The organism is Parasutterella sp. St.1A3 (genome assembly GCF_059728705.1).
The window spans coordinates 12,203-25,128 of sequence record NZ_BAAGFK010000001.1 but is presented as its reverse complement, the minus strand read 5'-3'; the positions used below and the strand labels follow the sequence as shown (position 1 = coordinate 25,128).

Genomic DNA, 12,926 nt, shown 5'->3' with positions numbered 1-12,926 from the left:
TGCTTTGCCGCGGCTAAGCCGCGGCTTTTTTTATTCATAATTAAAAGATTAACTAATGATGGGAGCTTAAATGTCATCTAATCCATTTGCCGATTTAGGGCTGTGTGACACACTGGTCAGTTCCCTGGCCAAACTTGGCTTCGAAGAACCGACACCTATTCAAACAAAGGCTATTCCCGAACTTATTCAAGGCCGAGATGTCCTCGGTCAGGCTGCCACCGGAACAGGAAAAACGGCAGCCTTTTCTTTACCTCTGATTCAGCGCTACTGTCTGGATCAGAAACCCGGAAAACCAAAAATTCTTATCCTTACACCGACCCGCGAACTGTGTATTCAGGTTTCAGAAGCAGTCAACAGTTTCGGAAAAGATTCCAATATTGTTGTTCTGCCTGTATACGGCGGTCAGGAGTACAGCCGGCAGATCCGAGCCCTCAACCGCGGGGTCCATATTGTTGTCGCAACCCCGGGAAGAGCTTTGGATCACATAAAGAGAGGAACGCTTGACCTCTCAGACATCCAAGCTGTAGTACTTGATGAAGCTGACGAAATGCTGGACATGGGTTTTGCGGATGAACTGGATGCGATTTTCGAGGCTCTTCCTGCAAAACGTCAAACCGCCCTGTTTTCAGCCACCTTGCCTGCGAGAATTTCTAAAATTGCAGAAAATCATCTGCACGATGCATGCCACATTCTCATTCCTAAAGAAAAAGTTCCCGAAGGAGAGCAGCCCAAAGTTAAACAGACTGCTTATATCGTCGGAAAAAATCATAAAACCGCGGCGCTTGGACGCATTCTTGACATTGAAAGTCCGAAACTCGCTATTGTGTTTGCAAGAACCCGCAATGAAGTTGACGAGCTGGCAGAATCTCTAAGAGGCAGAGGCTACAGCGTTGAGCCGCTTCACGGCGGATTGGATCAAGCGCAGCGCGACCGAGTGATGAAACGCGCCAGAGCAGAACAGGTTGACGTGATCGTGGCAACAGACGTTGCTGCGCGCGGCATTGATATTGATCACCTGAGTCATGTCATCAATTTCGGTATCCCGTCTTCTGCAGAAACATACATTCACCGTATCGGAAGAACTGGCCGTGCAGGACGAGAAGGCACAGCCATTACCATTCTTGAACCGCGCGAAAGCCGCTTACTAAAGAATATTGAACGAATCACTAAACGCAAAATCAGCGTCCTGTCCGTACCGACCGCGACCGACGTACATGCTAAACGTCTTGACCTCACCCGTGCTTCGCTGCATGAGCTGCTCGTTGGAGATTCTGATCTTGGACGCTATCGTTCAATCGTTGAAATTCTTGGTGACGAATTCGACATTATTGACGTTGCCGCTGCCGCCATCAAACTTGCTAACGAAGCTAACTGGAAAGATGTTTCTGACGTCGATCTTCCCGAAGATCTTTCTTGGAAAAAGGAACACAGCAGTGTCGATCGTCGAGAAAGCTTCAGAGAGGATAGAAGAGCAAAACAGAGAGTCCTCTCTCCCGGAATGGTCCGTTTGTTTATCGGTACCGGAAGAGATGCAGGCATTCGTCCTCAGGACCTTGTCGGCGCGATCGCCAATGAAGCCGGAATTCCGTCAAAACTTATCGGAGCCATTGATATCGCTGACAGATTCTCCCTCGTTGAAGTCGATGAAAACGTTGCTCAGGATGTAATATACGCATTGCGCGACGCCTTTATTAAAGGACGTCAGTGCATCGTCCGCTATGACCGTGAAGGGGCGCCTAGAGACAGCGAACGCGTTCCCTATCATTACAAAAAGTCAGGCGGGAAAGAGAAACGGAAAAACAAAGCTCCGAAGAAAGCGTTTAAATGAGCAAGGCAATACGTTTAATTGTTGGATTAGGAAATGTGGGTGCCTCCTATGAAGGCACCCGGCACAATGCAGGTTTTCTTTTTGCCGATGAAGCAGCTCGGAAGTTCGGCGGATTTTTTTCTCCTGAAAAGAAATTTTCAGGAGATGTCTGCAGAGTAAAGATAGACGGTCGGGAAGTTTTCATCCTTAAACCGTCAACCTTTATGAATTTATCCGGGATTGCAGTGGCCGCCCTCGCCTCTTTTTATAAAATTCTGCCTGAGGAAATTCTCGTCGTCCATGATGAGCTTGACCTTCCTCCTGGAAGTATCAAGCTCAAAGAAGGCGGCGGAACAGCTGGTCACAATGGATTAAAGAGCATCACCGAAAAGCTCGGTACTCCTAATTTTGTTCGGCTTAGAGTCGGGATCGGTCATCCGAGAAACAAGCAGCTCAGCATACCTGTGGCTGACTATGTTCTGACACGTCCTTCTCCTGACGACCGTCAATTAATTGAAGACGCAGTCGAAAGAGGAATTGAAAATACTGCTTTAATCGCCAGCGGAAATCTGAAGGAAGCGGCAAATAAACTTAATGAAAAAAGAACGAGTACTCGTTAGTGCTTGTCTTCTCGGCTATCCAATCAGGTATGACGGATCGGATAAGAAAATATCAGACGAGCTTATTGATCGATTAAAAAACTCAGCCGAGGTGATCTCCGCTTGTCCTGAGATGCTTGGCGGTCTTCCCTGTCCGCGGCTTGCATCCGAGCAGCAGTCACACACCGACAAGGTCATTGCTTCAGACGGCCGAGATATTTCAGTTTTTTTCAGATTAGGTGCGCACGAGACACTGAATATCTGTAAAAATTATGGAATTCGAGTAGCAGTTCTCAAATCGAAGAGCCCTTCTTGCGGAAAAGGTTTTATATATGACGGCTCCTTCACCGGTCAGTTAACTAAAGGTGAAGGTATTACTTCAAGGCTTCTGTCCGAAAACGGAATTAAAATTTTCAATGAATCTGAAGTTAGCCAAGCAATTGAAAAGATAAGAGGAAAATAAATGGGTTTGAAATGCGGCATCGTAGGACTTCCTAATGTTGGTAAATCTACGTTATTTAATGCACTAACTAAAGCCGGAATTGCGGCAGAAAACTATCCGTTCTGCACGATTGAGCCGAACGTCGGTATTGTTGAAGTTCCGGATCCGCGTTTAGCGAAGCTTGCAGAAATTGTCTCTCCTCAGCGCATTGTTCCTGCAACAGTTGAGTTTGTCGATATTGCCGGGCTAGTGGCCGGAGCCAGTGCGGGTGAAGGATTAGGCAATCAATTCTTAGCAAATATTCGTGAATGCGATGCGATCGCTCATATCGTCAGATGTTTTGATGATGAGAATATCGTTCATGTATCCGGAAAAGTTGATCCGCTGGATGATATCTCCGTTATCAATACTGAATTAGCCCTGGCCGACTTAGCCTCAGTTGAAAAACAGCTGAACAAGTACTCTAAGCAGGCTCGTGCCGGCGGCGATAAGGAAGCGTTGAAACTGGTCAAAGTGCTGGAGAAACTTCAGCCGGTCCTTAATGAAGGCAAACCTGCCCGCATGGTTGACTTAAATAAAGACGAACTAGCTATTATCAGACCCCTGTTCCTGCTGACGCTGAAACCGGTTATGTACGTTGCAAACGTAGAAGAAGACGGTTTTGAAAATAATCCTCTTCTGGACAAGGTCAAGGAACATGCTGCAGCTGAAAAAGCGCCTGTTGTTGCCGTATGTGCAAAGATCGAAGCTGAAATCTCAGATCTTCCTGACGAAGAAAAACAGATATTCCTTGAAGATATCGGCATGCACGAACCGGGTCTGAATCGCGTTATTCGAGCCGCCTACCAGCTGCTAGGCCTGGAAACATACTTCACTGCCGGTGTTAAAGAAGTACGCGCATGGACCATCCATAAGGGAGATCTTGCTCCTCAGGCAGCCGGCGTTATTCACACAGACTTTGAGCGCGGTTTCATTAGAGCCCAGACAATCAGCTATGACGATTATGTTCAATACAACGGCGAGCAGGGCGCTAAAGAAGCTGGTAAGCTGAGAGTTGAAGGTAAAGACTATGTTGTTCAGGATGGCGACATCATGAACTTCTTATTCAACGTATAAAGATGGCACTGACAAGTACCCGACAAAGACAGGAAATTGGGGAGAGGCTGCGCGAGGAACGTGAAAGGCTGGGATATTCAGAGCAGCAAATTTCACAGCTTCTCGGCATTCCAATCGATGCCTACATCCGTTTTGAGGAAGGCGACAGCGATCCTGGCATTTTCAGAATGCCGAGACTTTCCAGTATTGGTTTTGACGTTTTGTACATTATTACGAACGAACGTCATGTCCCTGGAAGGGAGGAAGATGTGCTGCTTCAAAAATTTAGGACACTATCTTTGAAGGGGCGCGTGACGGTGTTCAACACAATAGACGCCCTTGAGCGGCTTGCCCCAAACATCAAAAGAAAAATTAGGAACGTTAAGCGAAGCAAATAAATCCTGTAGGCCTCGTTAAGAGGCCTTTTGCTTGCTCATAGCAGATCGATGAACACCCATTGGCGCAGGCGAAATAACTCACCTGCGAAGATTTTGGGCGGCTAGTCATATTCACGTTCGCCAAAGAATGCCTTCTGAAAGCGAATAAATTCATCACCCCTCCGCACGGACAAAATAAAACCTCTCACCGCATTCGCAGCAAGAGGCTTTAAGAATGGAGAGCCCGGAGACTACCTACTTTCGCAAGAAATACAACTCACTATCATCGGCGTGGAGGCGTTTCACTGTCCTGTTCGGGATGGGAAGGAGTGGTTCCGCCCTGCTATGGCCTCCGGGCTTAAAACTGTCCGCTCCGGTTAAGGAGCCAATTCGGATCGATTTACTTCATCTTGGCAGCGCCTTGGATTTCTCTCAAGCTCAGCCTTCACTTTGTTCTTTCTCGCACGGACCTCACAGCCGGTCACAAGCAACACGGTTATAGGATCAAGCCTCACGAGCAATTAGTATCAGTTAGCTCAACGCCTCACAGCGCTTACACACCTGACCTATCGACGTCCTGGTCTCGGACGACTCTTCAGGGAGGTTTTACCTCCGGGAAGACTTATCTTCAGGAAAGTTTCCCGCTTAGATGCTTTCAGCGGTTATCTCGTCCGCACTTAGCTACCCGGCAATGCCACTGGCGTGACAACCGGTACACCAGAGGTGCGTCCACTCCGGTCCTCTCGTACTAGGAGCAGCCCCCGTCAATCTTCCAACGCCCACGGCAGATAGGGACCAAACTGTCTCACGACGTTTTAAACCCAGCTCACGTACCTCTTTAAATGGCGAACAGCCATACCCTTGGGACCGACTACAGCCCCAGGATGAGATGAGCCGACATCGAGGTGCCAAACACCGCCGTCGATATGAACTCTTGGGCGGTATCAGCCTGTTATCCCCAGAGTACCTTTTATCCGTTGAGCGATGGCCCTTCCATTCAGAGCCACCGGATCACTATGACCTGCTTTCGCATCTGCTCGAGTTGTTGCTCTCGCAGTCAAGCACGCTTTTGCCATTGCACTATCAGCACGATTTCCGACCGTACCTAGCGTACCTTCGTACTCCTCCGTTACCCTTTAGGAGGAGACCGCCCCAGTCAAACTGCCTACCATGCACGGTCCCCGAACAGGGTCACTGTCCCGGGTTAGAACCGCAAACAAATCAGGGTGGTATTTCAAGGTTGGCTCCGCGCGTACTGGCGTACACGTTTCTCTGCCTCCCACCTATCCTACACAAATCGGTTCACAGTTCAATGCAAAGCTGCAGTAAAGGTTCATGGGGTCTTTCCGTCTAGCCGCGGGTAGATTGCATCATCACAAACATTTCAACTTCACTGAGTCTCGGGAGGAGACAGTGTGGCCATCGTTATGCCATTCGTGCAGGTCGGAACTTACCCGACAAGGAATTTCGCTACCTTAGGACCGTTATAGTTACGGCCGCCGTTTACTGGGACTTCGATCAAGGCCTCTCAGCCCATCAATTAATCTTCCAGCACCGGGCAGGCATCACACCCTATACGTCGTCTTTCGACTTGGCAGAGTGCTGTGTTTTTAATAAACAGTCGCAGCCACCTATTCTCTGAGACCTTTTCACGCCAGCGCAGTCCCTGCGCCTACGTTACTCAGGCACACCTTCTTCCGAAGTTACGGTGTCAATTTGCCGAGTTCCTTCTCCCGAGTTCTCTCAAGCGCCTGAGCATATTCAGCTCGCCCACCAGTGTCGGTTTGCGGTACGGTCCCGCCGAACTGACGCTTAGAGGGTTTTCTTGGAAGTTCGTCCAATCACTTCTCTGCCTTAGCAGATCGCGGCTTTGCCTCGGAGATGCGCCTGCGGATTTGCCTGCAGACCTCCTACACTCACCCACCGGGACGTCCAACACCCGGCTGACCTTCTAAACTCCGTCACCCCATCGCATTCGGCGGCGGTTCGGGAATATTAACCCGATTCCCATCGACTACGCCTTTCGGCCTCGCCTTAGGGGCCGACTCACCCTGCTCCGATGAACGTAGAGCAGGAAACCTTGGGCTTACGGCGAGCGGGCTTTTCACCCGCTTTAACGTTACTCATGTCAGCATTCGCACTTCTGATATCTCCAGAATCCTTCTCAAGACTCCTTCGCAGACTTACAGAACGCTCCCCTACCACGCAGAGAGTAATCTCCGCATCCGCGGCTTCGGTTAATGGCTTAGCCCCGTTACATCTTCCGCGCAGAAAGACTCGACCAGTGAGCTATTACGCTTTCTTTGAAGGATGGCTGCTTCTAAGCCAACTTCCTGGTTGTCACGGCCTTTCCACTTCGTTTTCCACTTAGCCATTATTGGGGACCTTAGCCGGCGGTCTGGGTTGTTTCCCTTTTGAGTCCGGACGTTAGCACCCGGTGCTCTGTCTCCCGTGCTCACGCTTCCAGGTATTCGGAGTTTGCCTTGGTTTGGTAAGACTCCATGTCCCCCTAGCCAAAACAGTGCTCTACCCCCTGGAGCGATACACGAGGCACTACCTCAATAGTTTTCGGGGAGAACCAGCTATCTCCAGATTTGTTTGGCCTTTCACCCCTATCCACAGCTCATCCGCTAATTTTGCAACACTAGTCGGTTCGGTCCTCCAGTGTGTGTTACCACACCTTCAACCTGGCCATGGATAGCTCATCTGGTTTCGGGTCTACACCCTGCGACTGTTCGCTCTATTCGAACTCGCTTTCGCTGCGCCTCCCCTAGTCGGTTAAGCTCGCCACAGAATGTAAGTCGCTGACCCATTATGCAAAAGGTACGCAGTCACTCCTTACGAAGCTCCTACTGTTTGTATGCATGCGGTTTCAGGTTCTATTTCACTCCCCTCCCGGGGTTCTTTTCGCCTTTCCCTCACGGTACTGGTTCACTATCGGTCGATCACGAGTATTTAGCCTTGGAGGATGGTCCCCCCGTCTTCGAACAGGATTCCACGTGTCCCGCTCTACTTCTCACTGCCTTAGTACCATTCAAAGCGTTTCGCCTACGGGGCTATCACCCGCTATGGCCGGACTTTCCATTCCGTTCGACTACGCTTCAAACTATCAGCTGTTAGGCTCTTCCGGGGTCGCTCGCCGCTACTGCCGGAATCTCGGTTGATTTCTTTTCCTGAGGATACTTAGATGTTTCAGTTCTCCTCGTTCGCCTCTGCACCCTATGTATTCAGATGCAGATACACCTTGCGGTGTGGGTTCCCCCATTCAGATATCTGCGGATCAATGCTCGTTTGCCAGCTCCCCGCAGCTTTTCGCAGGCTGCCGCGTCTTTCTTCGCCTGTGATCGCCAAGGCATCCGCCACATGCACTTAGTCACTTGATCCTATAACCCTGCCGCCTATTGCCCGGCCGGGTCACAAGTAACTTGGTTCTTTGTGCCCATATGCTGTCAATGTCTCATGCTTGAGAAATCTCAAAGTTTTAACTTTGCTTGATTTCCAATCACTACCCGTCTTGACTGACTCTCATCAAATCAGTCTTAACGTTAGATTTTTCAATCTTTCCGAATTGTTAAAGAACATATTTCTTTTCGATTTATCGACTGCCGATAAGAGTGAGCGCTGAATGAATTCACGCGTCTTCTAAAAGCTTTCATTCGCTTTCTCTTGAAAGGAGGTGATCCAGCCGCACCTTCCGGTACGGCTACCTTGTTACGACTTAACATTAGTCACGGTGCTCACCGTGGTCGCCGCCCTCCTTGCGGTTAGGCTAACGACTTCTGGTAAACACCACTCCCATTGTTTGACGGGCGGTGTGTACAAGACCCGGGAACGTATTCACCGCGGCATGCTGATCCGCGATTACTAGCGATTCCGACTTCATGCAGTCGAGTTGCAGACTGCAATCCGGACTACGATCGGTTTTCTGGGATTTGCTCCCCCTCACGGGTTGGCTGCCCTCTGTTCCGACCATTGTATGACGTGTGAAGCCCTACCCATAAGGGCCATGAGGACTTGACGTCATCCCCACCTTCCTCCGGTTTGTCACCGGCAGTCTCACTAGAGTGCCCTTTCGTAGCAACTAGTGACAAGGGTTGCGCTCGTTGCGGGACTTAACCCAACATCTCACGACACGAGCTGACGACAGCCATGCAGCACCTGTGTTCAGACGCCCTTGCGGGCACACTCTCATTACAAAAGCTTCTCTGACATGTCAAGGGTAGGTAAGGTTTTTCGCGTTGCATCGAATTAATCCACATCATCCACCGCTTGTGCGGGTCCCCGTCAATTCCTTTGAGTTTTAGTCTTGCGACCGTACTTCCCAGGCGGTCAACTTCACGCGTTGGCTGCGTTACTGAGAATTTTAATCCCCAACAACTAGTTGACATCGTTTAGGGCGTGGACTACCAGGGTATCTAATCCTGTTTGCTCCCCACGCTTTCGTGTATGAGCGTCAGTTGCGTCCCAGGAGGCTGCCTTCGCCATCGGTGTTCTTCCACATATCTACGCATTTCACTGCTACACGTGGAATTCCACCTCCCTCTGACGCACTCTAGCCAAGCAGTCACATATGCGGTTCCCAGGTTAAGCCCGGGGATTTCACATCTGTCTTACTCAGCCGCCTGCACACCCTTTACGCCCAGTAATTCCGATTAACGCTCGCACCCTACGTATTACCGCGGCTGCTGGCACGTAGTTAGCCGGTGCTTATTCTTAGAGTACCGTCAGCAGAGCTATTTATTCGATAGCTCCTTTTCGTTCTCTACTAAAGTGGTTTACAACCCGAGGGCCGTCATCCCACACGCGGAATAGCTGGATCAGGCTTGCGCCCATTGTCCAAAATTCCCCACTGCTGCCTCCCGTAGGAGTCTGGGCCGTGTCTCAGTCCCAGTGTGGCTGGTCGTCCTCTCAGACCAGCTACTGATCGTTGCTTTGGTGAGCCGTTACCTCACCAACCGGCTAATCAGTCATCGGCCGCTCCGCTCGCGAGAGGCCTGCAAGCAGGTCCCCCTCTTTCTTCCGTAGAACTCATGCGGTATTAGCCATCCTTTCGGATGGTTGTCCCCCACGAGCGGACACGTTCCGATGTATTACTCACCCGTTCGCCACTCGTCAGCCGAAAAAAGCAAGCTTTCCTCGCTGTTACCGTTCGACTTGCATGTGTAAAGCGTTCCGCCAGCGTTCAATCTGAGCCAGGATCAAACTCTTTTGTTTAATCTCTGTTGTCGCTCGAATCACTCTCTTGGTGTTTGACGGAGTATTTCTACTCCTTCATCCAATAAGTGCGAGCTAAAAATTGCTTCGCGAATTCAGTCCTCTAAACCCGCTTAAATCTTCAGCGCCCGCTCTTATCGGTCGTCGATAAATTTTTAAAGAACTTGCTTGATTTCTCAAGCGCAGAATTGCTATTTTACAGAACTGAAAATTCTTGTCAACTGAAACAGGAAAATTCAATGTAAAAATTTGTTTCTGTATCTCGAACAGCGCTTGGCGTTGTTCAATGAGGCGTGCATTTTACATGCTTTTTAAATTATTGCAAGTCGCCTGCTCTGCTCTAAGTTTAATTCCGGTAAGAACGATGTTATGGCATAAAGTAAAACACGGAAGCCGTCCCAACGCACTTTTTTCAAGAATTGAGGCTGCCCCGCCCGTTAAAATTACTTCAATGTCGTTTGACATAGCAGTTTTTTTAAGCCGTTGAATTGCAAAATAAACAGGGCCAAGCTGAGCATCAACAATTCCGGTATTGATCGCGTCTGAAGTATTTTTTGGAAAATCTCTGGCAGCTCCTCTCGGAACGGCGATTGCCGGAATCTTACGTTCCAACGCTGTATACATAAGATTAAGTCCCGGAAGAATCATTCCTCCTTCGAATACGTAATTTTTCCCGCCTTCGTATCGAATCATATCGACAGTCGTTGCTGTACCAAACTGCACTAATACTATGGATTTTTGAGGATTAAGCGCAATTGCTCCAACTGCGCCATACCAGCGATCTGCACCCAGTCGTTCCGGGTATTCATAGCTGTTTAAAAGATAAAAAGGGCCTTTGAATTCAGCTTCTGTCCGTAACCAAGTACATTTGCCGCCTCTCCCTTCCATAAAAGATTCAATTTGATCTTTCAATTCAGGCCTGCAGACATATGTTCCTAATATCTCGGTGACATCTTCTTCTTCCCAACTCCGAATAACGTCAGGATTTAAAGTCGTTTCCGAGCTGTGCACAAACGCTCTTGGATGTGGGACTTCAGATATGTAATCCCATTTAAGGGCTGTATTTCCAATATCAACAACTATCCTTTTCATAAAGTCACCGATAGTTCGCCTATGTTTATCGACTTCAGCCCCTCAGATGTTTGAACCATCAAACGGCCTTCCTTATCTATTCCCATTTCACACCCTTCGTCCACAACTTTTCCATCTTGTATGATTTTGACCTTTTTCTGATAAAAGACATCACAAGCAGACCAGCTCATCTTGTCCTCATCTGTGAACGATTCCGGGATATTATCGAGAGAATCGATAAGAACTCTTCCTAATTCAATAAGAATATCAGTTCTTTCATCTATAGAGGGAGTAGATTTCTCATACAAAAAGGCGATATTTCGCCCGCTAATCTGAGTTAGGTTAGGATCGAAAAAAAGGTTTACCCCAATACCTGCGATCAAATAGGATACCTCCCCTTTTGAAACTATTTCGAATAGCATTCCCGATAGCTTTCCGCCGTTAATCAGCAGATCATTCGGCCACTTTGCCCCTACCGTTTGAAATCCAACTGAATGCAGATATTGACAAAAATTTAGAGCTACCCAAGGACTAATTACCGCAAACTTAGAAAAATTAGTCGGCAATTGTTTTCTATATGAAAATTTTAAGCAGCATTGCGGAGAGTCATACCATACTCTGCCTCGTGTGCCTTTTCCCTTAACTTGCCGCTCTGCACACACCAAAGTATCCGAAACACTGTTAGATTGTTTTACCTCCCTTTTTAAGTATTCATTCGTTGAATCAATTTCCGGGAGAAACTCAAATCTAACGGGTGCTAACAATCTTTCGCACCGAGAGATGTCTAAATACTTTTTCATTTCTAAAACTATAGGTATATTGTTTCATTATGTCGTAGCATAACGATCAATTGGGAGAGTTTAATCGACAAACTCAATCACTTGCTGCCGACTCCAATTGTTTATGAGAGATTCTGCATTCATATGACCTCTGGGAAAAAAAATATTTTTACTTTAGCGGCTTCTTTTTTTTTCATAGGTACTAGTTTTAGCTCGCCCTCAGACATTGCTATTTCGTACGACTTAAACAGCAGACAGATCATCGAGAGCAAAGATGCCTACACAGTCAAAAGCATCAGCGGCTCAATTCCTCAAAAAATATATATTGCTTCTAAGCTGTTAAAAAAAATTCAGCGAAAAGAACTGGATATTCAGAAAGCCTTCAAGGTTGATCCCTCAATTTTCTCTAACTTGGATAAAAATACTCCAGTTTTCTTTCAGCAAGGAGAAAGTATCACCTTAAAAGAGCTTATTGCCTCCATGCTTCTTCTTCAATCAGACGAAGCAGCGATCCTTGGGCTGCAGCTCATTAACACCTCAGACAAAAAAGAAAATCCAGCCTTAAATCAAATTGCATTCTCCGAGAATGGCTTTTTTGTTGCCCTAACGGAACTTTTTAACGGCCTCCAAGATATCGGAATTTCTTTCTTTGATTCAACCGTTCTTCTCCAGGATCAGGAACTCCCTTCGCAAATCCAGACCGTTCGTTCGGGAAATTCCGAAACCGTAATATTGAGGGAAAGGAATAAAAAGCAAAGCTTGGCTATTTCATTCGTAAAAAATTCTGAATACCCTGAAAACATTCGAAGAGTTGCGGTTATCAATTTTCAAGAAGAGCCAAGTACCTCAGTTAACCAAATATCTCGAGCACTGCTGCATGCGGTCAACGACTTTGAAACAGCAAAAATTTTTCCTTCCGGACATAAATTTTCCAGCATCCCGGTTGCCGGGGGAATAAAAAATTCTGTCGATGTCATTACGCCCTCTGACATCTTTGTCACTCTGTCAAAAGAGCAAATAAAACAAAATAAAAAAGAACCGATTGAGATCATCATAGAAAGAAAAGAACTCATTAAGGCACCAGTTCAAGCAACAGAAGCGGTAGGAAAGGTTAATATCCTTCAAGCTGGAAAGGTCGTAAAAAGTTTTTCGGTCTATCCCGGCTCAGATGTGGGAGTAGATAAATCCTTCCTCCCGTTGATTTTTAATACTTTTCAAAAGGTGTTTAAAAAAAGAAATGGCTGAAGAAATTAAGAACGAAAATATGGAAGAACTGCCTGCTGCTCTATTGCAGTTTCCTTGTGAATTTCCTATGAAAATTGTCGGCGAGAGAACCGATGAATTCGCACAGGAAATCGTGAGTATCATACAAAAACATTGCCCGTCTTTCGACGCTGCAGAAGTCGAAATGAAAGCTTCCGCAAAAGGAAATTATCTTTCCCTCGGAGTTTTGATTAATGCGACTTCTCAAGACATGCTCGATAATCTGTACAAAGAAATCACTGCGCACAACAAGGTTCGTTTTGTTCTATAACCGGTGAA

General features: G+C 47.5%; 9 protein-coding genes and 3 rRNA genes. 7 read left to right on the top strand and 5 right to left on the bottom strand.

All coding sequences use genetic code 11. The features are described from left to right. The first annotated feature begins 70 nt into the window (after positions 1-70). The 5 genes from AC6I1F_RS00115 to AC6I1F_RS00095 are packed head-to-tail and all read left to right on the top strand — an operon-like array spanning position 71 to position 4,341. Positions 71-1,828 carry a DEAD/DEAH box helicase gene (locus AC6I1F_RS00115; RefSeq protein WP_160334259.1) on the top strand — a complete coding sequence of 586 codons (1,758 nt, stop codon included), beginning with the start codon at positions 71-73 and terminating at the stop codon, positions 1,826-1,828. Continuing rightward, complete coding sequence (gene pth, locus AC6I1F_RS00110; protein ID WP_160334260.1) at positions 1,825-2,427, top strand: aminoacyl-tRNA hydrolase; 603 nt, start codon at positions 1,825-1,827, stop codon at positions 2,425-2,427. The genes AC6I1F_RS00115 and pth overlap by 4 nt, the downstream gene beginning before the upstream one ends. Beyond that, a complete protein-coding gene (locus AC6I1F_RS00105) occupies positions 2,402-2,869 on the top strand; it encodes a 2-thiouracil desulfurase family protein (protein ID WP_251570186.1) in 468 nt (155 codons plus the stop codon). Before pth ends, AC6I1F_RS00105 begins: the two co-directional genes overlap by 26 nt. Beyond that, a complete protein-coding gene (gene ychF / locus AC6I1F_RS00100) occupies positions 2,870-3,964 on the top strand; it encodes a redox-regulated ATPase YchF (RefSeq protein ID WP_160334262.1) in 1,095 nt (364 codons plus the stop codon). Between the two features lie 2 nt (positions 3,965-3,966). After that, positions 3,967-4,341 carry a helix-turn-helix domain-containing protein gene (locus AC6I1F_RS00095; RefSeq protein WP_160334263.1) on the top strand — a complete coding sequence of 125 codons (375 nt, stop codon included), beginning with the start codon at positions 3,967-3,969 and terminating at the stop codon, positions 4,339-4,341. A gap of 221 nt (positions 4,342-4,562) precedes the next feature. Here the strand turns inward: AC6I1F_RS00095 and rrf are convergent. From rrf to AC6I1F_RS00070, 5 genes are all read right to left on the bottom strand, one after another. Further along, positions 4,563-4,677 (bottom strand): 5S ribosomal RNA (gene rrf, locus AC6I1F_RS00090). Between the two features lie 143 nt (positions 4,678-4,820). Continuing rightward, a 23S ribosomal RNA gene (locus AC6I1F_RS00085) occupies positions 4,821-7,703 on the bottom strand. 286 nt (positions 7,704-7,989) lie between these two features. Then, positions 7,990-9,534, bottom strand: a 16S ribosomal RNA gene (locus tag AC6I1F_RS00080). The 16S, 23S and 5S rRNA genes sit together here, the layout of an rRNA operon. Before the next feature lie 300 nt (positions 9,535-9,834). Continuing rightward, positions 9,835-10,626, bottom strand: a complete 792-nt coding sequence (locus tag AC6I1F_RS00075; protein WP_251570825.1) for a type III pantothenate kinase — start codon at positions 10,624-10,626, stop codon at positions 9,835-9,837. After that, a complete protein-coding gene (locus AC6I1F_RS00070; protein WP_289185747.1) occupies positions 10,623-11,369 on the bottom strand; it encodes a biotin--[acetyl-CoA-carboxylase] ligase in 747 nt (248 codons plus the stop codon). The genes AC6I1F_RS00075 and AC6I1F_RS00070 overlap by 4 nt, the downstream gene beginning before the upstream one ends. A gap of 159 nt (positions 11,370-11,528) precedes the next feature. On the opposite strand from AC6I1F_RS00070, the gene AC6I1F_RS00065 reads away from it, so the two are divergent. After that, positions 11,529-12,629 (top strand): hypothetical protein, encoded by a 1,101-nt coding sequence (locus tag AC6I1F_RS00065; protein ID WP_497801573.1) that lies wholly within the window; start codon positions 11,529-11,531, stop codon positions 12,627-12,629. After that, positions 12,622-12,918 (top strand): HP0495 family protein, encoded by a 297-nt coding sequence (locus tag AC6I1F_RS00060; protein ID WP_251570829.1) that lies wholly within the window; start codon positions 12,622-12,624, stop codon positions 12,916-12,918. Before AC6I1F_RS00065 ends, AC6I1F_RS00060 begins: the two co-directional genes overlap by 8 nt. Positions 12,919-12,926 lie beyond the last annotated feature (8 nt).